A 21,702-nucleotide genomic window follows, 5' to 3' on the forward strand; every position below is an offset into this window, starting at 1 on the left:
TGAGGTTTGTCATCAGTCTGAGCCCGGTATAAAAACCGGGCTTTTTTTATGGCTGTGGCAGATGAATTATTCCGCCACGGGTTGCCGCGTTTTACGTGTCACCATACGGCGCAGAGTAACGTAGAACACCGGAGTCAGGAACAGCCCGAACAGTGTGACCCCCAGCATGCCGGAAAATACCGTGATGCCGGTGACGCCGCGTACTTCGGCACCGGCGCCGTGTCCGAGGATCAATGGAATAGTCCCGGCGATAAAGGCGATGGAGGTCATTACAATCGGCCGCAGTCGCAGACGACAGGCTTCCAGTGCCGCTTCCATAATGCTTTTGCCCTGTAGCTCCAGTTCACGGGCGAACTCGACGATCAAAATGGCGTTTTTACAGGCCAGGCCCATCAATACCACCAGCCCCACCTGCACGAACACGTTGTTGTCACCGCCGGTCAGCCAGACCCCAAACAGAGCCGACAGCATGGTCATCGGCACGATCAGGATCACCGCCAATGGCAGCGTCCAGCTTTCGTACAAGGCTGCCAGCGCCAGGAAGGCCAGCAGCACTGCCACCGGGAAGACAATAATGGCCGCGTTACCCTGGGTGGACTGCTGATAGCTCAGATCGGTCCACTGAATGTTCATGCCGTTCGGCAACAGCTTGTTGGCCATGGCCGTCAGTTCACTCATGGCCTGCGACGATGACAGTACTCGCGGATCGGCATCACCAATCAGGTCTGCCGCTGGGAAACCGTTGTAGCGGATCACTGGATCTGGGCCGTAAGTGGTGCTGATGCTGACCATGCTGCCAATTGGCACCATTTCCCCTTTATCGTTGCGGGTGCGCAGGTTGGCGATATCTTCCACGCTGTCGCGGAACTGACCGTCGGCCTGCGCCATCACCTTCCAGGTGCGGCCATAACGGTTGAAGTCATTGATATAAGACGAACCGAGATAGGTCTGCAAGGTGCTGAACAGGGCATTGAGCGGCACCCCTTGCGCCTTGGCCTTGTCGCGGTCAATTTTCGCGTCCAGCTGCGGTACGTTGGCCTGATAGGACGAGATCGGGAATCCCATGCCCGGCGTTTGCATGATCGTGCCCGACATGGTGTTGATTGCTGTTTGCAGCGCGCCATAGCCCAGGCCGGCACGGTCCTGAATATACAGTGAGTAACCGGAACCCTGGCCGATACCGAGGATAGGCGGTGGCATAATCGAGAACGCAAACCCTTCCTGGATCTGTGAAATCTTGGCGTTAATCTCGGCATTGATCTGCGCCGCGCTGCGGGTACGGGTGCTTAACGACTCCAGCGCAAAGAACACGGTGCCGGTGTTGGGCGTATTGGTAAACTGTAATGCATTCAGCCCGGGGAAGGAGACCGCATCCGTCACCCCGTCGACGCTCAGGCCGATGGCGCTCATCTTGCGTATCACCGCGTCGGTACGCTCCAGTGACGCGCCCTCCGGCATTTTCACGCCGCCAATCAAATAAAGCTTGTCCTGAGTCGGGATGAATCCACCGGGCACGGTTTTAAACATCACCCCGGCGGCGCACAGCAGCAGCACATACACCACAAATACCGCGCCGCGTTTGCCCAGCGCCCGGGAAACCCCACGTTGATAACGTTGTGAACTGCTGGCAAAGAAGCGATTAAACGGACGGAACAGCCAGCCGAACAAGCGATCAATCAGGCGTGATGGCAGGTCCTTCGGCGCGTCATGCGGTTTCAACAGCAACGCCGCCAACGCCGGTGACAGGGTCAGCGAGTTGATCGCCGAGATTACGGTCGAAATGGCGATAGTCACGGCGAATTGTTTATAAAACTGACCGGTGACGCCGGACAGAAACGCCATCGGTACGAACACTGCGCACAGCACGACGGCGATGGCGATAATCGGGCCGGATACTTCACGCATTGCCTGGTGCGCTGCCGCCAGCGGTGACAGGCCCTCTTCGATATTACGCTCGACGTTTTCCACCACCACGATGGCATCATCGACCACGATACCTATGGCCAGCACCAGTCCGAACAGGCTCAGGGTGTTGAGCGAAAAACCCAACAAATAGAGTGCCGCAAAGGTACCGACGATTGAGATCGGCACGGCCAGCAGGGGAATGATCGACGCCCGCCAGGTTTGCAGAAAAAGAATGACCACCAGAACTACCAGCAGCACTGCTTCGAACAGAGTATCTACCACTGAGCGAATCGAATCGCGCACGAATACCGTTGGGTCGTACGGGGATTGCCAGCTCATGCCGTCCGGAAAGCGGGTCGACAACTCGGCCATTTTAGCCCGCACCGCGTTGGACAATTCTATGGCATTGGCCCCCGGAGCCTGGAAGATACCAATCCCTACTGCGTCCTTATTATTGAGCTGGGCACGTAGCGCGTAGCTGCCGGAGCCCATTTCAATGCGTGCGACGTCGCGCAGGCGAACGACTTCACCGTTGTCGCCGCTCTTGAGGATAATATTGCCGAACTCTTCCTCGGTCTGCAGGCGACCCTGCGCATTGATCGACAGCAGATAATCGCTGCGGGTCGGCATCGGTTCCGCACCCAGTTGCCCGGCAGAAACCTGTACGTTCTGCTCCTGCATGGCAGAGACCACATCAGAGGCGGTCAGCCCGCGTGAGGCAACCTTGTTCGGATCGAGCCAAATACGCATGGCGTACTCACCGGCACCGAAAATCTGTACCTGGCCGATACCGGGCAAACGAGCCAGCTCATCCTTGACCTTCAGAGTGGCGTAGTTGCGCAGGTAGAGCGAATCGTATTTACCGGAAGGGGAAACCAGATGGACCACCAGCGTCAGGGCCGGGGATTGCTTCTGGGTCGTTACCCCTTGCCGCCGCACGTCCTCAGGCAGACGTGCTTCGGCCTGCGCCACGCGGTTTTGTACCTGCACCTGTGCCTGATCGGGATCTGTTCCTGGGCGGAAGGTGACGGTGGTGACCAGCACGCCGTCAGAACCAGCCACCGACTTCATGTACATCATGTTTTCGACGCCGTTGATCGCCTCTTCCAGCGGGGTTGCCACCGTTTCAGCGATCTCTTTCGGGTTAGCGCCGGGGTATTGGGCACGTACCTGCACGCTGGGCGGCACCACGTCCGGATATTCACTGATCGGCAGCAGCGGGATAGCAATAACACCGCCGACAAAAATCAGAATCGACAGTACCGCGGCAAATATCGGCCGGTCGATGAAAAAACGGGAAAAGTCCATGGATCAGGATCCTTTATTGGGGCTTAGTTGAGTGCGGAAGCGTCGGCGTTGATCGCCACGTTTTTGGCAGCGACGGGCATACCCGGCATAAACACTTTTTGCATACCGTCGACGATCACCCGGTCACCGGCAGCCAGCCCCTTCTGTACAATACGTAGCCCGTCAGCCACCCGGCCCACTTCGATATCGCGTCGTTGCGCCTTGCCGTCCTTATCGACGATATAAACAAACTTGCGATCCTGATCGGTCATTACCGATTTATCGTTAATCAACATGGCATTGAACTCGGCACTGCCGGGCATCTGCACCCGGGCGAATAGCCCTGGAGTGAAGCGGCGCTCAGCGTTTTCCAGCAGGGCGCGCATGCGAATAGTGCCGGTACTGGCGTTCAGCTGGTTGTCGGTAAAATCAACAATGCCCTGATGCGGATAGCCGTCTTCGCCGACCAACCCGACCTTCACCGGCAGTTTTGTCGTGCGCCGCCCATCGTTTTGGTAACGCAGAAAAGTGGCTTCATCGACGTCGAAATAGACGTAAACCTTATCGAGCGACACCAGCGTGGTGAGTACGCTGGCACTGTCGCCGGTGGTCACCAGGTTGCCGGCGGTGATCATTGCGCGGCTGGCTCGCCCGTCAATCGGTGCAATCACCCGGGTAAAGTCGAGGTTCAGTTGCGCCAGATCGAACTGGGCCTGAGCCGCCAATACGTTGCTCTGCGCCTGCGCGGCAGAGGAGCGGCGTTGTTCCCACACTTCGGTCGATATCGCCTGGCTGCCGATCAGTTTCTCGGTACGGCCGGATTCGCTGCGGGCCAGTGCCGCCTGATTGCGTGCCCGAACCAGTTCGGCCTGTGCCTGCTCACGAGCGGCGCGGTAGGTACGATCGTCGATGGTGAACAGCACCTGACCTTTTTTCACTTCATCGCCTTCGGTGTAATTCACTTTATCGATATAGCCGGAAACCCGTGGCCGTAGCTGGACGCTTTGCACCGCCTCGATGCGACCGTTAAAAGCATCCCATTGGCTGATGGGTTTTATCACCACGTCGGCGGTACTGACGGCCGGTGGCGGGGGAGCCGCATTTTGAGCGGCGCTGTTGTCACACCCGGCCAGCAGAGCGACCAGCAACGCGACGGCAGAGAGGCGTGTGCTGATACCGATGCCGCTTTGGCGACGGTGTGAATGGAACAATGAGTTTGGCTGGCTTGGCATTATTTTTCTTTCCAGTAGTTAGCACGATCTGGCGATACACCCGGCCCTGTTATCCGGGTAACTTCCCTGGCCTGTGACCGGCGGCAGAGCGGTTGCACCGGTCATTGGCGCAACGGTTAGGTTTTGAAACACATTGTTGTCACATTAATGTATCAATATCGGTTACATTAATTGGCCGGATTATAGAAGTGCCTCTCTGTTAAATGCAATAATAAAAATTGCATTTAATGCGAAACTGCTGCAACGTAATGGCATCGGGCAGCGGATTTATCTGCCAAGTCATGGGAGCGTCAGCATGAACAGCACGGGTTTTATTACTGATTTGATTGAGTGGATTGATAACAATCTGGAAGAGAAGCTGGATATCAATACCGTAGCGGGCCGCGCGGGGTATTCCAAGTGGCACCTGCAACGAATGTTCAAACGCCAGACCGGTTACGCACTGGGAGAATATATTCGCATGCAGAAGCTGAGGGTCTCGGCAGAGCGCCTGGCCAACAGCGGCGAACCGATCGTCAGCGTGGCGATCTCACTCGGCTTTGACTCGCAGCAGTCCTTCAATCGCAGTTTTAAACGCCATTACGGGCAAACCCCGGGCGACTGGCGTCGCTCCGTGATGCAGCCATCCATGGCGGCTGGTCGCACGCACTGAGGCGAATTGCAGACAACAAAAAAGCCTGAACTTGCGTTCAGGCTTTCTCGTAAAATATGGCGGTGAGGGAGGGGTTCGAACCCTCGATACACTTACGCGTATACACACTTTCCAGGCGTGCTCCTTCAGCCACTCAGACACCTCACCGTATTTTGTCGTTGCGTGCTCACTGCTGCAACGGGGCGCTACTATAGGGAGAGCGAGCGATCCGGTCAAGCAGAATTTCTGCGTTTCGGCGCGTCCGCTTAAGCCGTGTTCGCTTTGCTGAAAACTGCGGCGAACGGCAGGGGTGGGGGCCTGACACCCGAATTCCCTGTCTTGCAGACAACAAAAAAGCCTGAACTTGCGTTCAGGCTTTCTCGTGGAATATGGCGGTGAGAGAGGGGTTCGAACCCTCGATACACTTTCGCGTATACACACTTTCCAGGCGTGCTCCTTCAGCCACTCAGACACCTCACCGTTTTACTTCATCGCTAACGCATTGCGCTGTCGACGGGCGCTAATGTAGGAGAATCTGATCCCAGCGTCAACCCTCTTGTGACATAACCATGACTGTTTAGCTAAACTTGCAGCAATTTGCTGATTTACCGAGCGATCGCCCATCATGTCGCAGCAATTGATGGGGAGACATGGCGTAAATTATATAGCAGACTAATATTTGAACGCTTTAGTATGCATTAGCTCAATATATCAGCAAGAGTGAGGCCTGCAGTGCTGTTGTATGCATTAATACTGGATTATTAGTCATATGTATCGCTAAATGGAAAGGTGCTGGCGCGGGGTTTTGGCAAGGATCTTCACACCGCCGCGCAGGTTGCCGGGCAACGACCCGGCGATAAGCAGACAGGGATTGATCTAACAAATAATAATGCAGCAGAGGTTCATTTTGACTTCGACAGATTCCACACCAACGGCGCCTCAGCGCCATGCCATTCCTCCGGGGGCCGGGGCACTGTTCTTTATCCAAATCTTCGCCACGCTGGGTTTTGCCGTCCTGTACTCCACGTTAGTTCTGTACGCCACCAAGCGACTTGGTTTCAGCGAAACTAACGCCAACGCCATGATGGGCGTATTCGGGGCGTTCAACTACGGCTTGCATATGTTCGGTGGCTATCTGGGTGGGCGCTTCCTCAGTAACCGCAACCTGTTCGTGCTGGGTATGATGCTGCAGGTGATCGGTTGCGGGTTGATCGCCGTTGCCGGGGTTTGGGGACTCTACTGGGGCCTGGCGATGTTTCTGACCGGCAGTGGGCTGAACGTCACCTGCATTAATATGATGTTGACCCAGCGTTTTAAGCCGGACGACGATCGGCGCGAATCAGCCTTCCTGTGGAACTACGCCGGGATGAACCTGGGTTTCTTTGTCGGTTTTACCGTCGCTGGCTATTTCCAACTGACCGAAAACTATCGCGCGCTGTTCCTGTTCGCCACTCTGGGCAATGCGGCGGCAATCATCGTCGCCGTCAGCCGTTGGCGCATTCTGGCCGACCTCAACACACCATTGCATGATGCCAGCCGTGGAGAATATCGCTGGCGCATGCTGGTCGGGTTAGCGGTATTGGTGGGGTTGGTGCCTATTATCCGCGTGATGTTGACCCACGCGGAGTTCAGCGGTTATTTCGTTATTGGCCTTGGCGTGCTGATTTTCCTGATGCTGTGCGTGGTCACGTTACGTCATCACCCGCGTGACGAACGCCGCCGGATGACGGCTTACCTTATCTTGTCGCTGGGCTCATTGGTGTTTTGGGCGCTGTATCAGTTGGCGCCGATGGGGCTGATGCTGTTCTCCGAGCACAATATCAACCTGAACGTCTACGGTATTCAGGTGGCACCGCAGTGGATCCAGAACATCAATACGCTGGTTATCGTGGTTGGTGGGCCGTTGATGGCCTGGTGGTTCAATAGTCTGCGCGCCCGTGGCTGCAAAATCGACATTCCGATGCAGTTCTCCGGTTCGTTGTTTTGTATCGGGCTGGGTATGCTGGTACTGCCATTGGGTATCAGCCTAGCCGGCGGTGACGGGCTGGTAGCGTTTAAATGGATTGCCATCAGTTATGTGCTGCAGAGCATCGGTGAATTGATGATTTCCCCGATCGGCTACGCGATGATCGGCAAATTAGCTCCCCCGCGCTATCAGGGGGTGATGATGGGTTGCTGGATGATGGTCACCGGCGTCGCTTCGGTATTGGCGGGCTACGTTTCGGGCCTGATGCCGGAAAACAGCGGCAGTACTCCGGTGTTGACCAACCCTGGTTACAGCGAAGTGTTCAGCGTGCTGGGCTGGGGAGCCGCAGGCGTCGGCGTGGTGATGCTGATTTTTATCCCGCTGCTGCGCCGTCTTATCAGGCACGACACGCCTGTCGCCGCCTGAGATCCCGCAGCATAAAAACAGCCCCACTGGTCGGGGCTGTTTTCGTTTTGGGCTTTAACGCTTGCATCTGTCGGCGAATCGCGGAAGTCTGGGTGGAAACAGATAAAAACAGACGGAGATGCGAAGATGAACATCATTTTTTACCACCCTTTCTTTAATGCCGAGGAATGGCTAACCGGCCTGTCACAGCGCCTGCCGCAAGCTAAGGTACGTGCCTGGCAACCGGGCGATGATCGTCCGGCGGATTACGCGCTGGTGTGGCGCCCCCCCCATGAGATGTTGGCTAGCCGTGGTCGGTTGAAAGGCGTGTTTGCCCTCGGTGCCGGCGTTGACGCTATTCTGGAGCAAGAACGTGCCTACCCGGGTACCCTGCCGGCAGGTGTGCCGTTGCTGCGCCTTGAAGATACCGGCATGGCGCAACAGATGCAGGAATATGCACTGAGCTATGTGTTGCGCTATTTCCGCCGTTTTGATGAATATCTGCTGTTGCAACAGCAGCAAGAGTGGCGGCCGCTCGATCCCCATCAGCAGGATAACTTCACTATTGGCATTCTCGGCGCCGGAGTGTTGGGGAAAAGCGTGGCGCAGAAGCTGACGGCGTTTGGTTTTAACGTACGTTGCTGGAGCCGCAGCCCCAAACAAATCGACGGCGTGCAGAGCTTTGCCGGAGTCGAACAGCGCGCCGCGTTTCTCGATGGTGTGCAATTGCTGATCAATCTGCTGCCCAATACGCCGGAAACCGCCGGGATCCTCAATCAGCAGCTGTTCGCGCATTTGGCTCCGGGGGCTTATCTGATCAACCTGGCACGCGGCGCGCATCTGGTTGAGGAGGATCTGTTACAGGCGCTGGAGCAAGGCCGGCTTGCCGCCGCTACATTGGACGTGTTCGTCACTGAGCCGCTGGCGCAGGCGCATCCGTTCTGGCGTCATCCGCGTGTCACCATTACCCCGCATATTGCTGCCATCACCTTACCGGAAGCGGCGATGGATCAGATAGCGGCGAACATTCTCGCGCTTGAGGCCGGCGAAACACCGGCCGGAGTGGTAGATATGCTGCTCGGTTACTGATCTTCCGGTGATGCACCGGCTAAACTCGATAAATAACAAACCGCGCCTGCCGCCGTATTCTGGCAGGCTGCTCAGAAGGAGAAGCAATGTACCTCGTTGATTTACATATGCACACCGTCGCCAGCACCCACGCCTATAGCACGTTGCATGATTACATCGTCGAAGCCCGGCAAAAGGGCATCAAACTTTTCGCCATCACCGACCACGGCCCGGATATGGCCGATGCACCGCATTATTGGCACTTTATGAATATGCACGTGTGGCCGCGTCTGGTGGACGGCGTAGGCATCCTGCGCGGCATCGAGGCCAACATCAAAAATCGGCAAGGTGATATCGACTGCACCGGTCCGATGCTGGATAAAATCGACGTGATTATCGCCGGTTTCCACGAGCCGGTGTTTGCGCCACAGGACAAGGCCGCCAATACCGAAGCAATGATCGCCGCGATGGCGCAGGGGGATGTGCACATTATCAGCCACCCCGGGAACCCAAGATACCCGATTGATATTGCTGCGGTTGCCGCTGCGGCGGCCAAGTATGAAGTGGCGCTGGAACTGAACAACTCGTCGTTTACCCATTCGCGCAAGGGCAGTGAAGACAACTGCCGGGCCATTGCCGCCGCAGTGCGCGATGCCGGTGGCTGGTTAGCGCTGGGCTCGGATTCACATATTGCCTTCTCGCTTGGCGGTTTTGAACACTGCGAGCGCATTATTGCCGAAGTGGAGTTCCCGCAGGAGCGCATCCTTAACGTTAGCCCACGGCGCCTGCTGGACTTTCTCGAACGGCGCGGCAAGCCAGCGATTGCGGAACTGGCCGATTTGTGACATCGTCCCGGCAAATTTTTCCGTATTGTATAAGGCATTATCATGAATGAGTTTTCTGTTGTTTGCCGCGTGTTGGGTACGCTGTTTTATCGTCAGCCGCAAGATCCATTGCTGGTGCCGCTGTTTACGTTGATCAAAGAAGGCAAACTGCGACAGCACTGGCCGCTGGAGCAGGATGAACTGTTGGTCCGTCTGCAGCAGGGTTGTGATGTCAACCAGCTGTCCAGTGATTTCAACGCGATGTTTGTCGGCAGTGAATGCAGCGTATCACCATTCCGTTCTGCCTATGTTGAAGGGGCGACAGAAGCGGAAGTACGTACTTTCCTGCAGCAGCGCGGTATGCCGCTTGGCGAAGCGCCAGCCGATCATTTCGGTTCATTGCTGTTGGCCGCCTCCTGGCTGGAAGATCAGGCGCAGGAAGACGAAGCACAGTCGCAGATCACCTTGTTTGACGACTATTTGCTGCCCTGGTGCGGCCGCTTCCTTGGCAAAGTGGAAGCTCATGCCTCTACCGGTTTTTACCGTACCCTGTCGCTGTTGGCTCGCGAGTCCATTCAGGCGATGCGTGACGAGCTGGCGGAGTACGAACAAGACGAAGAACACTCGGGCGAAGAGGGCGAACAGCCTTAATACTTTGCCAGCCGGTTTGTGCCAAGCGGCGAAACCGGCCACTTTCCTTGCTACACAGGTTTTCATCCCCCATACGTATATTGACAAATAATCCCCTAATCTGACGGTTCACCGGCGGTTAGGCCCATCTGTGCCTGCGCGCTACGTTTCCTTCGGCAAAGGGTAAAGTATGAAAAATAACTGGATGCAGCAGATCCAATCCATGATTGGGCAAAAGGCCGGTTCAATCGGCGGGACGGAAGGCATCGGCAAACTGCTGGCCCCGACCGCACTGGGTGGCCTGGTGGGCGTCTTGCTTGCGAACAAGTCATCACGCAAATTGGTGGGTAAATTCGGCAAGAACGCGTTGATTATCGGCGGCAGCGCGGCGGTGGGCGCAGTGTTGTGGAATAAGTATAAGCAACGAGTGAAAGAAACCCATCAGGATGAACCGCAGTTCGGTCTGCAAACCACGCCGGTAGATTTGCGCGCCAAACGGCTGGTGCAGGCGCTGGTGTTTGCCGCCAAGAGCGATGGCCATATCGATGCGGAAGAAAAACGCGCTATCGACCACAGCCTGGAACAGCTGCAGGTAGGAGAGGAAGCGCAAAAATGGGTGCAAGAGGCCATTGACCAGCCGCTGAACCCGGATCTGATCGCCCAGAGTGTGAAGAATGAAGACGAAGCGTTAGAAGTTTATTACCTGAGCTGCATGGTGATAGACGTCGATCACTTTATGGAGCGCGGTTATCTCGACGCGCTGGCGCAGTCGTTGAAGATCCCGGCGGACGTTAAGCAGAGCATCGAAAACGACGTGAACGAGAAAAAGCGCGAGCTGGCGTAGCGCCGCTTGGCAAGCCGGGGGGAATCGTGTCACTCTTGCCTTAATCAAGGTAAGCGGATGATTTAGCAATGATGACACCCCCTAAGGCAGAAAAACGTCCTTATCCCATCACTACCCACGGCGACACGCGGGTAGATGACTATTATTGGCTGCGCGACGATGAGCGCGCAGACCCGCAGGTGCTGGACTATCTGCAGGCGGAAAACGCCTTTACCGACGCAGTGTTGAAACCGCAGCAGGCGCTGCGCGAAACTCTGTATGAAGAGATGGTGGCGCGTATTCCCCAGCAGGAACATTCGGTGCCTTACGTCCGGCACGGCTACCGTTATCAAACCCGCTTCGAACCGGGCAATGAATACGCGATTTACGTCCGTCAGCCGCAGGCCGAGAGCGAGCATTGGGACACTCTGATCGACGGTAACCAACGTGCCGAGCAGCGTGAGTTTTATACCCTTGGCGGGCTGGAAGTTAGCCCCGACAACCATAAGCTGGCGGTCGCGGAGGATTTCCTTTCCCGTCGCCAGTACGACATTCGATTCAAAAACCTCAGCGACGATAGCTGGACTGATGAAGTGCTGGAAAATACCTCCGGCAGCTTTGAATGGGCCAATGACTCGGCCACCGTGTATTACGTACGCAAACACGCCAAAACGCTGCTGCCTTATCAGGTCTATCGCCACGTGGTGGGCACCGATCCGCAGCTCGATGAGCTGATCTACGAAGAAAAGGATGACACCTTCTACGTCGGCTTGGAAAAGACCACTTCCGATCGTTTTATTCTGATCCACCTGAGCAGCACCACCACTTCGGAAATCCTGCTGCTGGACGCCGATCGCGCCGACAGCAAGCCGCAGATGTTTGTGCCGCGTCGTAAGGATCATGAATATGGTATCGATCACTATCACCAGCATTTCTATATCCGTTCCAACAAGGACGGCAAGAACTTCGGACTCTACCAGAGTGAGCAGGCGGATGAGGCGCAGTGGCAGACGCTGATCGCTCCACGCATCGAGGTGATGCTGGAGGGCTTTAGCCTGTTCCGTGACTGGCTGGTGGTGGAAGAGCGCAGCGAAGGCCTGACCCAACTGCGACAGATCCACTGGCAGAGCGGCGAAGTGAAGCGCATTGCCTTCGACGATCCTACCTACACTACCTGGCTGGCGTATAACCCGGAACCGGAAACCGAGCTGCTGCGCTATGGCTATTCTTCGATGACCACGCCGACCACGTTGTATGAGCTTAATCTCGACAGCGATGAGCGCGTTATGCTCAAGCAGCAGGACGTGAAAAACTTCACCCCGGAAAATTACCGCAGCGAGCGGGTATGGGTGAAGGCACGCGATGGCGTCGAAGTTCCGGTTTCTCTGGTCTACCGCCACGATAGCTTCACGCGCGGCACTAACCCGCTGATGGTGTATGGCTACGGATCCTACGGCAGCAGTATGGATCCGGCCTTCAGCGCCAGCCGCTTAAGCCTGTTGGATCGTGGTTTTGTGTTTGTACTGGCACACATTCGCGGCGGCGGTGAACTGGGGCAACTGTGGTATGAAGACGGTAAATTGTTCAAAAAGCAAAACACCTTCAACGACTTCATCGACGTGACCGAGGCGTTGATCGCCCAAGGTTACGGTGACGCCAAACGGGTATTCGCCATGGGCGGCAGCGCCGGTGGCCTGCTGATGGGCGCGGTGATTAACCAGGCACCCAAGTTGTTCAACGGCATTGTGGCGCAGGTGCCTTTTGTTGATGTGGTCACCACCATGCTCGACGAGTCGATTCCGCTAACTACCGGTGAGTACGACGAATGGGGCAACCCGAACGAGCAGGCGTATTACGACTACATTTTGCAATACAGCCCGTACGATCAGGTTAAGGCGCAGGATTATCCGCATATGCTGGTCACCACCGGCCTGCATGATTCTCAGGTGCAGTATTGGGAGCCGGCCAAGTGGGTGGCCAAGCTACGTGAGCTGAAGACGGACGATCGCCAACTGTTGCTTTATACCGATATGGATTCCGGCCACGGCGGCAAGTCCGGGCGTTTCAAAGCTTATGAAGATATCGCGCTGGAGTACGCCTTTATTCTGGCGCTGGCGAAGTAACCTTCAGGCGGGCGGCCGGTGCTGCCCGCTTTTTCAACCAATTAGATAGTATTTCAGCGTGTGCTTCATGTCCGGACTGAGGTCTTCGATAGATTTCAGCATCCAGCGTAAATAGCCGGGATCTTCCTGCGCGACGCGATCAATTTCCTGTCCACGATACTTACCGAACTTAAACTTCTTCAGCAGCACTGGCTGGTCAGTGATTTGCGCCATCTGTTCCGGCGTCCAACCTGAATCCTTGATGATGCGTTGCAACAGCGCAACGGTCACGTAGCAGTCGTATAACGCCCGGTGTGGGTAAAGCGTGGTGTCCTGCGGCAGTTGAACATCGAGATTCAGCGCATAGCGCAGATATTGGTTGCCGTATTTGATGTCCGGGTACAGGTTGCGCGCCAGTTTCATGGTGCATATCCAGGCGCCGCGCATTTCGGGTAACACGCTGCGATCGAATGCTGCATTGTGCGCGACATAGTAGGGGCTGCCCTGATAGCGACCGATCGCTACCGCGATGCGTGGTTTCCCTTCGACCATCTGCTCGGTGATATGGTGAATGGCCATGGACTCAATGCTAATAGGACGGTCGGGGCTGATTAAATCGCTCATTGGGTTGGCGATCTGTCCATCGATCAGATCAACAGAGGCCACCTCTACCACGCCGCCTTCCAGCCCGCAGGTTTCAGTGTCTATTACGCGTAAATTCATGGTTTCCTCAGAGTAGCTGCACAGGTTTAGCTTAACCGGCAGGCCTGCTCCTGCCAACCACTGAAAGGTGGAGCATTATTTCAGGCAACAAAAAACCCGCCATGGCGGGTTTAATTACGGTTAGAAGTTCGCTTACTCGCCGGTCGACTGGCCTTTCTTCGCGCGTTTGCCTGCACGTTTTTCTGCAGGGGTTTTCAACGGCTTCTTCTTCGCATTTTTTTTGCTATCCATTCCCTTACTCATGATGGCCTCTCAGTTACCTATGGTTGGGTGGGTTGCTCAGCCATTAACCCCCTTACGTCTGTCGGATGCAAGCAGGAAAGCGAGTGGTTTTTTTAATCGATTGTTTATAGGTGCAATTTTGTTTTCTTATGCGTGGCCGCTTAATCATTAATATATGTTATAATATAACAATTAAGTGATAACCGGAGAGCGCAATGAACGTTGTGACCTTACTAAACCAACAGCAGCTCCTGGCCATGCCGGAGTCTGATTACATGAACCCGGCGCAGCGGGCCTTCTTCCGCCAGCGCTTGCTGGATGAGCAACAAAAGCTGTTGCAGCACATTGATGTGCTGAAGCGGGATATCGATGGCGGGGAGGTGTCCGGTGACGAAGCGGATAAAGCCGCTCGGGAAGAGGACCTGCGATTACTTTTCCGCCAGTTGGATCGTGAAAGCCGCCTGCTGCCGAAAATCAGCGCAGCGCTGACGCGATTACATAACGGCGAATACGGCTATTGCCGTGAAAGCGGTGAGCCTATCGGGTTGGCGCGCCTGTTGCTGCGGCCGACGGCGGAGCTAAGCATTGAAGCCAAAACCGCTCAGGAAATGCGCGAGCCACATCTGCGTAAACGGGGCTAAGTTCACGGCTGGCTACTCGTGGCCAGCCGCTATTTTGTCGTCAGTTCGTATTCATTTTAAGCAAACGCACGCTAACTTGGTGGGGAGGGTAGGAGTTTTCAGGTTTTACCGTTGACCAAATGGGTGGCTTCGGTTTTTATGAGGGCATGACCCACTCAGAGACGGAAGCGCCATGGAACAATTAAGAGGTTTGTACCCGCCGTTAGCAGCATATGACAGCGGTTGGCTGGACACTGGAGATGGCCACCGGATCTACTGGGAGCTGAGCGGCAACCCAAAAGGTAAGCCGGCGGTGTTTATTCACGGTGGGCCGGGCGGCGGTATTTCCCCTTATCACCGCCAACTGTTCGATCCGCAGCGTTATAAGGTGTTGCTGTTCGATCAGCGTGGCTGTGGCCGTTCCAAGCCGCACGCCAGTCTGGACAACAACACGACCTGGCATCTGGTGCAGGACATTGAACGGCTGCGCGAAATGGCCGGTGTCGATCAGTGGCTGGTGTTTGGTGGTTCCTGGGGCTCGACGTTAGCGTTAGCCTACGCGCAAACCCACCCGCAACGCGTCAGCGAAATGGTGCTGCGCGGTATCTTCACACTGCGTAAGCAGGAGCTACATTGGTACTATCAGGACGGTGCCTCGCGATTCTTCCCGGAGAAATGGGAGCGCGTCTTGTCGATTCTTTCAGAGGAAGAGCGTAAGGACGTCATTGCGTCTTATCGCCAGCGCCTGACCTCAACGGATTTGCAGGTGCAGCTTGAGGCGGCGAAGCTGTGGAGTGTGTGGGAAGGGGAGACGGTTACCTTGCTGCCAAGCAGCGAGTCGGCTTCTTTTGGTGAGGATGACTTTGCGCTGGCGTTTGCCCGCATAGAAAACCACTATTTCACCCATATGGGCTTCCTGGAGACCGATGATCAACTGCTGCGCAATGTCCCGCTGATCCGCCATATCCCGGCGGTGATTATCCATGGTCGCTACGATATGGCTTGCCAGGTGCAAAACGCCTGGGATCTGGCGAAGGCCTGGCCGGAGGCGGAACTGCATATCGTCGAGGGGGCCGGACACTCGTTTGACGAACCGGGTATCCTGCATCAGCTGATGCAGGCCACCGACAGGTTTGCCGCAAAGTGACATGAAGCCCGCCATCTCGGCGGGCTTCAGACAGATGGCAAACCTCATTTCTACATAGAGCGAGTAGAGGTCGATAAATAAAAAATCAGGAAAATCAATTTATTGATTTTCGGCTAATCACCACAAAGCAGGAAAAACCACGCTTTTTCCTGCTTTGTCAGCAACCTCAAGCCCGCCATCTCGGCGGGCTTTTTACTATTTGGACTTCGGCTCGTACGGCAGGCGTGAAAACTTGTGTGATTCGACGCGGTAATGCGCCACGCGTTCGCGGAAATAATCACGCAGGTGCGCTGGCTGTTCGCGCTCAACCATTTCCGGGATCACCGGCATGTTGTAGCGTTCTTTGAACGCCACACCGGAAGCCGCGAGATCAACGTTCACTTTGTCCATCTCTTTTTTGGAAAGCTCTGCCAGATTGTAACCCACCGTATTCTCCTTACTGTTACCGCATTGGATCAGCGCAGAAGGTAATGCACCCGGCGGCGCTTGGCAAGCCTGAAGCGAAGAAGGGGAGTTAAATTCAAAGAATGACAGGTGCTATGAAGGGTTATTTATTACACTGATGGCAATGTAATCTATTTATTATTTTAAATAAGAATGATTCGCCTTTTGATTAAATATATAGATGTAAATGGTTATCATAATAATTCAAATTAATAACTTGTTTTTTATGTAAGTTGTTGATTTTAATTTAATTAAAAATTAATTGGGTAATGATGTGAATCAGGTGTGTTTATTTTGTTTTCACCAAGGCATAATGCGTGGAAATTAAGTTGATACCTGCAAAATAAAGGAATGATTATGCTGATGCCAGAAATGACCAAGAAGCTGAATGAGCAACTGAACCTGGAGTTTTACTCTGCCAACCTGTACCTGCAAATGAGCGCATGGTGCAGCGATAAAGGCTTTGAAGGGGCCGCCTCATTCCTTAAAGAGCATTCTCAGGAGGAGATGCAGCACATGCAACGCCTGTTCGAATACCTGAGCGATACCGGTTCCCTGCCGCTGCTGGGCAGCATCGCTGCACCGCCGGTTGAGTTTGCCTCCCTGGCGGATGTGTTCCAGCAGACTTACGAACATGAGCAACTGATTACCCGTCAGATCAACGAACTGGCGCATGCTGCCATGACTGCCCACGATTACTCTACCTTCAACTTCCTGCAGTGGTACGTTGCCGAGCAGCACGAAGAAGAGAAGTTGTTCAAATCCGTGCTGGATAAACTGGCGCTGGTGGGTAACAGCGGTAATGCACTGTTCTTCATTGATAAAGATCTGAAGAAAATGGGAGCGGCTGGCGAGAACGGTAACGGCCAGGTTTAATTACCCTGGTTGAAAACCGCGTGCCGGCGTTGCCCGATGCGCGGTTTTTTTATGCCCTGAGTTTATCGCGGTTATGCAGCGATATGTGCTACCAGATCGCAAAATACCAGCGTTCTGCTCGACTTGCATAATAACACTCGTTATCATTTGACCCGATACGCTACAGGGATGGTAGAGAGTTAAAACAGTGGGTTACTGGTTAATCCCTTCTTCTGTTTACCCGTGGCGCAATCATCTGCGGTGGGTTGGGCTACTGATTCATCGCCCTGGCGGTTAGCCTTAACCCTTATCACCCTCGATTATTGCTGTAAGGGATATCACTGTGATTGGTAAAATTCGTTCTTCTTATCGCCTGTTTTCCACTATTTTCGTGCTGTTTGTTGGGCTTTCTTCACAGCAGGCTCTGGCGCATGCTCATTTGAAAGTTGAAACACCGGCGGCAGATGCCAGCGTTAGCACGGCACCAAAAGTGCTGACGCTTAACTTCTCCGAAGGTATAGAGCCTAATTTTAGCGGCATTAAAATCACCGGGCCAGACAACGCTGAAGTGAAAACCGGCAAGTTGCAGCTTGATGCGAACAACAATACCCAGGTCAATCTGCCTATCGAAGCCGACCTGGCAGCAGGAAAATATAACGTCAGCTGGCATGTGGTTTCGGTCGACGGTCATAAAACCAAAGGCCAGTACAGCTTCACCGTAAACTAACTTATGAGTCTGGCGACCCTGTTTGTCCTGTGTCGCTTTGTGCACTTTGCGGCGGTGATGCTGATGTTTGGCTCCAGCCTGTTCACCGCCTTATTGTCGCCACAGCGCCTTTCCCCGTATCTCACCCGTGATGTGCGTCCTTTGCTGGTCTCCTGTACCTGGCTTGCCGGGCTTTCTGCCGTGGTGCTGCTGGCTATTCAGGCCGGACAGATGGGCGACGGCTGGGCTGACACCTGGCGACTGGACGTGTGGTGGGCGGTACTGGGCACCACCTTCGGTGAAGTCTGGCGCTGGCACCTGGGCATTTCATTATTGGCGTTGCTGAGCCTGTGGTTGGCAGAACCGCGCCGCACGCAGATTTTGGCACTGCTTTCCACATTGTTGCTGGTCAGCATGGCATTTATTGGCCATGCAGCGATGCATGATGGAGCACTCGGCGTAGCGCATCGTTTTAACCACGCACTGCATTTGTTGGCAGCCGGTTACTGGTTTGGCAGCCTGCTGCCGTTGCTGGTTTGCCTGCGTTATCTGGCGCAACCACAAATCCGCAGCGATGCGGTCACTACGCTGATACGCTTCTCGCATTGGGGCCACCTTGCGGTAGCGCTGGTGTTGTTGACCGGCGTGATCAACAGTTTGATTATTCTCGGTAGCTGGCCGCTGGACGTTGATTCATCTTACCAGCGCCTGCTGCTGTTCAAAACCGGACTGGTGGCGCTGATGGTGATGGTGGCGTTGGCCAACCGTTATGCCATCGTCCCGGCGATGAGCAGTATGCCGCAGTTGGCACAGCGCGGGCTGGTGCTGGCTTGCTGGATTGAAGTGGGGTTGGGCGCGGGCGTGCTGCTGCTGGTCAGTTTATTTGCAACTTATGCGCCGGTGTAACATTGCAGCTTGCCGGATGCCCCCAAACTGCGGGAAAATTGAATCAAATAGCAACCTTAAGGCCACAACATGAAATCGGCATTACTTGGAATAACGCTGCTGGCAAGCGCGACCGGTGCGCTGGCGGCAGATCAACTGGTGAACATCACCAAGCTGGAATACGGCAAACAATGGGCGTTCACCAAAGAAGAGGTGACGTTGCAGTGTCGTAGCGGCGGTGCACTGTTCGTACTCAACAACAGCACGCTGATGCAGTACCCGCTCAACGAAACCGCAGAGGAGCAGGTGAAAACAGGGCGGCAGCGCGCCCAGCCGCTGGACGTGATCCTGCTGGATGACGCTGCTAATCCCGGTCATAAAATGAGTGTTGAGCCGTACCGCGAACGCGCCGAAAAGCTGTGCGCTAACTAATCGCTTATCCCACAATGGCTTAGCTTGGAGTGACTGGTGATGGAAAATTACGCGGAATTAATTTCTTCATGAAACTATCACTTGCCGTGTTACTGGCTGGCAAAAATAGCGCGGTAAGCTACTCTTAAAGTGCACGGCTGAACAAGCTTTGCACAAAATGCCAACTTTTAGCGCACGGCTCTCTCCCAAGAGCCATTTCCCTAGACCGAATATAGGAATCGTATTCGGTCTTTTTTTGTTTACCTTTAAAACCAATTGCTTATCTCGTTCATTCTGAGGGCGCCAGCGCAGTGTCTGTGGCCGATAAAACGTTACCATCAGGCACCGCTCTGAACAATGTCACTGAGCCGGGAGAGTACTTCCAGAACGTGACGCGCAATGCCACGTTGGCGATGAATTATCCTGAGGAAGTGGCTGGTGCATTGAAGGTATTCCGCATCGGGGTAGATGAGGGAGCCTGTCGTCAGGTGTTTATGCCCTATAATTCAACGGTTGAGTAACGGCGTTATGCATTCGGCAATCCGCTCGTGTTCTCTGCCTGAAAGGCGTATCGATAAGTAATGGCCGGCGATTGCCGGCCTAATACAGCCAGCGGCCAGCCTTGGCTGATTCAGCAAACATTCTGACGGTTAGCGGTTTTTTTGACTGCTTTACGGGACTTGCTATGAACCATTTACGGAAAAACCATGGTATTTCCCATGGATAATAATCTTCGATATTTAATTCTGAAACATCAATATCGAATTGAGTGGAATATTTATCTATTACTAATGCTAAATCCTCGACCTCTGAAAATTCTTGCAGGATATCGTCTGGTTGAAGTAGAACAGGTTTAAGCCACAAAGTAGTGACTTTGGGTAGCTGTTCCCGAAAGAACATTAAAACATTTTCGTCGGTTACCATATTTTATCGCTTCCTCTGGCTATCCGATTGTAAGTAGTTGTAGCTTTAAATACGATAGAAGACACATCGTATGCAAGAATTACCCACCCGAGTACTGGAACTGTGCGGCCAACAAATGCTCCCAGATTATTCACAAATTTTGGTTTCAAGGTTTTAATACTGGCGTTGGTGAACGTAGGGAGTCGAAAAGGGAGCTCGATGTTTAAATAGCGTCGAGCTGTTTCCGAAGCTATGGATGTGCCTTTAGTCGCTCCAGCGAATTTACCTCTTGTGGGGCGGGTTGGCTGCCCCAGAATGATGCTAGCTGCAGCTACAATATCGGAAACCCCAAACTGCTCATTTACGGCGTCAAGGAAAACCCAAAAGAAAAGTTCTCCCGCTGAAAGATTTGAAACGCCCTTATAAAAATACGTCCCGCCTAATTCCTTAACCGTATCCATAACTTTTCCTTGTCATTTTAGTCGTTGCCTAACATACCAACTGAAGCGAAACATTTCTATGCTGGATGCTGATTTGGGAAAATTGCCCGGTTTTTGTTCTGAGGTGTGTTGCGGGATGCTGCCGCTTTGGTTCGAGAGAAAAGATAGTTATGCCCGGCGGTGTAGAGGTTGGCTTCAGAAGGGATTTTGTCAAAAATCCCTTTCGAGTTTTTTCCGAGCATCCCCAAAAAAATGATATGTGTTTAATTATTTTGACGTTTTTTCGCATGCTTTCTTGGGCATGCTTTAATTGATTTTCATTTTAACCGCATGATATTTAATGAATTAAATAATATGGTGCGGGTATACAGTTGGGACCTGGACAATATTTTCTGTTAGCTTCAGCGACGCAGGTATTTTCTGTCTTCGTGCTAATGGTGATAAGTATAGGGCCCCAATGGCCGGTGCTCGTAATTACGCACATCGCCCAATAATTCTGGGCGGAGGGGACATTGCTCCGCACAATATCGGCATCAATGGGCATGTTGGTCTTTTCGGCGTTTATGAAGGTGTATTCAGCGAGTCGGAAATGATGACGTTAATCCAAAAGGGTAAAGATGTGATGAGGATAGGGGAAGGGATTGTCATCGCTTAGGTGCGTTTTTACTCCATAAATCAATATGCCAGGGATGACCCTGGCTAATACAGCCATCGGCCAGCCTCAGCTGATTCAATAAGCATGCTGATTGTCAGTGCTGCCGGTTCATGATGATCTGTCTGAAGATATTTTGGAAGAATAGCATTAGGAATGAAGCGGATACCCGCGTTAGGGAAGTATTTACGAATGTCAAAATCGGTCATGTCAACTTTCAGTTTGTCTGAATATTCTTCAAGAAAGTCATAGGCATCCTCAGATAGAACACTCTTTTTACCTGTACTCAGCGATGTTTCGTCCGACATGGCCCAAAAGTGTTTTCTGATAAGGTTGCGTACTTCATCAGCCTTATTCATTACTGCTTGCTCCCTTTCCCAACGATCAATTCATAACGGTGAATGACATTGCGGGTTACCATAGCTAAATCATAGGCTGTTAGAACCGCGCCAACCCATGGAAGCCAGCGGCCAACATATGCACCAATACCGGTAGTGTAGGCCCACTCACCACGTAGCATTTTTGCCCAAGTGATGGTTCTGCGCCCTTGTTTAAACCTTTGGTGGATTAGGGTGCGGGATGCAAGAGACAGGGGGCTTGTACCTTTGGTTGCCGCGCCAGCACCCAACTTCCCGCTTACGGGGATAACAGGCAGACTGACCAACATTGAGGCAATAGCAAGCAGGTCAACTACATCGCTAAACTGCTTTTTAAATTCATCAAGGATAAGCCAGAGCAGTAGTTCATCTTTATCAACGCTCATGCCGTTGAAAAAATACTTACCGTTCAACTGTTCAACCGTATCCATAAGCTTTCCTTGT

Annotated in this window: 23 protein-coding genes and 2 tRNA genes; 15 read left to right on the plus strand and 10 right to left on the minus strand. The window is 53.7% G+C overall.

Translation table 11 applies throughout. From position 1 onward, the window contains the following. Positions 1–66: 66 nt before the first annotated feature. Positions 67–3,213, minus strand: coding sequence for a multidrug efflux RND transporter permease subunit SdeB (sdeB, locus tag ACUTQ5_RS08305; RefSeq protein WP_445650849.1), 3,147 nt, complete (start codon positions 3,211–3,213; stop codon positions 67–69). Between the two features lie 23 nt (positions 3,214–3,236). After that, a complete protein-coding gene (locus ACUTQ5_RS08310) occupies positions 3,237–4,424 on the minus strand; it encodes an efflux RND transporter periplasmic adaptor subunit (protein ID WP_445650850.1) in 1,188 nt (395 codons plus the stop codon). Between the two features lie 295 nt (positions 4,425–4,719). Here ACUTQ5_RS08310 and ACUTQ5_RS08315 point away from each other — a divergent pair, with 295 nt between their 5' ends. Next, entirely contained in the window at positions 4,720–5,076 is a 357-nt protein-coding gene (locus ACUTQ5_RS08315; protein WP_445650851.1) for a helix-turn-helix domain-containing protein, read from the plus strand. Positions 5,077–5,133: 57 nt separating this feature from the next. Here ACUTQ5_RS08315 and ACUTQ5_RS08320 read toward each other — a convergent pair. Then, positions 5,134–5,223, minus strand: a tRNA-Ser gene (locus ACUTQ5_RS08320). Positions 5,224–5,445: 222 nt separating this feature from the next. Beyond that, positions 5,446–5,535 (minus strand) — tRNA-Ser (locus ACUTQ5_RS08325). A 409-nt stretch (positions 5,536–5,944) separates the two neighbouring features. Between ACUTQ5_RS08325 and ACUTQ5_RS08330 the strand changes: the two genes are divergently transcribed. The 6 genes from ACUTQ5_RS08330 (at position 5,945) to ACUTQ5_RS08355 (ending at position 12,894) form a co-directional block, all read left to right on the plus strand. After that, positions 5,945–7,447 carry a peptide MFS transporter gene (locus ACUTQ5_RS08330; RefSeq protein WP_445650852.1) on the plus strand — a complete coding sequence of 501 codons (1,503 nt, stop codon included), beginning with the start codon at positions 5,945–5,947 and terminating at the stop codon, positions 7,445–7,447. A gap of 126 nt (positions 7,448–7,573) precedes the next feature. Continuing rightward, the gene (gene ghrA / locus ACUTQ5_RS08335) at positions 7,574–8,515 is read left to right on the plus strand and encodes a glyoxylate/hydroxypyruvate reductase GhrA (RefSeq protein ID WP_445650853.1); all 942 of its coding nucleotides are present in this window, start codon (positions 7,574–7,576) and stop codon (positions 8,513–8,515) included. A gap of 86 nt (positions 8,516–8,601) precedes the next feature. Next, positions 8,602–9,339 carry a phosphatase gene (locus ACUTQ5_RS08340; RefSeq protein WP_445650854.1) on the plus strand — a complete coding sequence of 246 codons (738 nt, stop codon included), beginning with the start codon at positions 8,602–8,604 and terminating at the stop codon, positions 9,337–9,339. A 42-nt stretch (positions 9,340–9,381) separates the two neighbouring features. Further along, on the plus strand, positions 9,382–9,969 hold the full coding sequence (locus ACUTQ5_RS08345; RefSeq protein WP_445650855.1) for a TorD/DmsD family molecular chaperone: 588 nt from the start codon (positions 9,382–9,384) through the stop codon (positions 9,967–9,969). A 169-nt stretch (positions 9,970–10,138) separates the two neighbouring features. Next, entirely contained in the window at positions 10,139–10,792 is a 654-nt protein-coding gene (locus tag ACUTQ5_RS08350) for a tellurite resistance TerB family protein (protein WP_445650856.1), read from the plus strand. 68 nt (positions 10,793–10,860) lie between these two features. Further along, positions 10,861–12,894, plus strand: a complete 2,034-nt coding sequence (locus ACUTQ5_RS08355) for a S9 family peptidase (protein WP_445650857.1) — start codon at positions 10,861–10,863, stop codon at positions 12,892–12,894. Positions 12,895–12,927: 33 nt separating this feature from the next. Here the strand turns inward: ACUTQ5_RS08355 and exoX are convergent, their stop codons facing one another. Beyond that, complete coding sequence (exoX, locus tag ACUTQ5_RS08360; RefSeq protein ID WP_445650858.1) at positions 12,928–13,596, minus strand: exodeoxyribonuclease X; 669 nt, start codon at positions 13,594–13,596, stop codon at positions 12,928–12,930. Between the two features lie 437 nt (positions 13,597–14,033). Here exoX and ACUTQ5_RS08365 point away from each other — a divergent pair, with 437 nt between their 5' ends. After that, positions 14,034–14,459: a TraR/DksA C4-type zinc finger protein gene (locus ACUTQ5_RS08365; protein WP_445650859.1), complete on the plus strand. Its 426-nt coding sequence runs from the start codon at positions 14,034–14,036 to the stop codon at positions 14,457–14,459. A gap of 172 nt (positions 14,460–14,631) precedes the next feature. Next, positions 14,632–15,585 (plus strand): prolyl aminopeptidase, encoded by a 954-nt coding sequence (gene pip, locus ACUTQ5_RS08370; protein ID WP_445650860.1) that lies wholly within the window; start codon positions 14,632–14,634, stop codon positions 15,583–15,585. A 195-nt stretch (positions 15,586–15,780) separates the two neighbouring features. On the opposite strand, the gene ACUTQ5_RS08375 is transcribed toward pip, so the two are convergent. Continuing rightward, positions 15,781–16,011, minus strand: coding sequence for a DNA polymerase III subunit theta (locus tag ACUTQ5_RS08375; RefSeq protein WP_445650861.1), 231 nt, complete (start codon positions 16,009–16,011; stop codon positions 15,781–15,783). Positions 16,012–16,386: 375 nt separating this feature from the next. Here ACUTQ5_RS08375 and ftnA point away from each other — a divergent pair, with 375 nt between their 5' ends. From ftnA to ACUTQ5_RS08400, 5 genes are all read left to right on the plus strand, one after another. Continuing rightward, positions 16,387–16,905 (plus strand): non-heme ferritin, encoded by a 519-nt coding sequence (gene ftnA / locus ACUTQ5_RS08380; RefSeq protein WP_445650862.1) that lies wholly within the window; start codon positions 16,387–16,389, stop codon positions 16,903–16,905. A 322-nt stretch (positions 16,906–17,227) separates the two neighbouring features. Beyond that, positions 17,228–17,611 (plus strand): CopC domain-containing protein YobA, encoded by a 384-nt coding sequence (gene yobA / locus ACUTQ5_RS08385; protein ID WP_445650863.1) that lies wholly within the window; start codon positions 17,228–17,230, stop codon positions 17,609–17,611. Between the two features lie 3 nt (positions 17,612–17,614). Beyond that, positions 17,615–18,496 (plus strand): copper homeostasis membrane protein CopD, encoded by an 882-nt coding sequence (copD, locus tag ACUTQ5_RS08390; RefSeq protein ID WP_445650864.1) that lies wholly within the window; start codon positions 17,615–17,617, stop codon positions 18,494–18,496. 69 nt (positions 18,497–18,565) lie between these two features. Beyond that, on the plus strand, positions 18,566–18,907 hold the full coding sequence (locus ACUTQ5_RS08395; protein WP_445650865.1) for a YebY family protein: 342 nt from the start codon (positions 18,566–18,568) through the stop codon (positions 18,905–18,907). A 290-nt stretch (positions 18,908–19,197) separates the two neighbouring features. Further along, positions 19,198–19,407, plus strand: coding sequence for a pyocin knob domain-containing protein (locus ACUTQ5_RS08400; protein ID WP_445650866.1), 210 nt, complete (start codon positions 19,198–19,200; stop codon positions 19,405–19,407). Between the two features lie 79 nt (positions 19,408–19,486). Here ACUTQ5_RS08400 and ACUTQ5_RS08405 read toward each other — a convergent pair whose 3' ends face one another. Both ACUTQ5_RS08405 and ACUTQ5_RS08410 read right to left on the minus strand, forming a co-directional pair. After that, positions 19,487–19,810: a DUF1493 family protein gene (locus ACUTQ5_RS08405; RefSeq protein ID WP_445650867.1), complete on the minus strand. Its 324-nt coding sequence runs from the start codon at positions 19,808–19,810 to the stop codon at positions 19,487–19,489. After that, the gene (locus ACUTQ5_RS08410) at positions 19,804–20,250 is read right to left on the minus strand and encodes an STM2901 family protein (RefSeq protein WP_445650868.1); all 447 of its coding nucleotides are present in this window, start codon (positions 20,248–20,250) and stop codon (positions 19,804–19,806) included. The genes ACUTQ5_RS08405 and ACUTQ5_RS08410 overlap by 7 nt, the downstream gene beginning before the upstream one ends. Before the next feature lie 436 nt (positions 20,251–20,686). Here ACUTQ5_RS08410 and ACUTQ5_RS08415 point away from each other — a divergent pair, with 436 nt between their 5' ends. Next, entirely contained in the window at positions 20,687–20,884 is a 198-nt protein-coding gene (locus ACUTQ5_RS08415) for a hypothetical protein (protein ID WP_445650869.1), read from the plus strand. 44 nt (positions 20,885–20,928) lie between these two features. On the opposite strand, the gene ACUTQ5_RS08420 is transcribed toward ACUTQ5_RS08415, so the two are convergent. Further along, positions 20,929–21,240, minus strand: a complete 312-nt coding sequence (locus ACUTQ5_RS08420; RefSeq protein WP_445650870.1) for a DUF1493 family protein — start codon at positions 21,238–21,240, stop codon at positions 20,929–20,931. Continuing rightward, a complete protein-coding gene (locus ACUTQ5_RS08425; protein ID WP_445650871.1) occupies positions 21,240–21,689 on the minus strand; it encodes an STM2901 family protein in 450 nt (149 codons plus the stop codon). The genes ACUTQ5_RS08420 and ACUTQ5_RS08425 overlap by 1 nt, the downstream gene beginning before the upstream one ends. Positions 21,690–21,702: the final 13 nt, after the last annotated feature.

Source organism: Serratia sp. NA_112.1 (assembly GCF_052691715.1).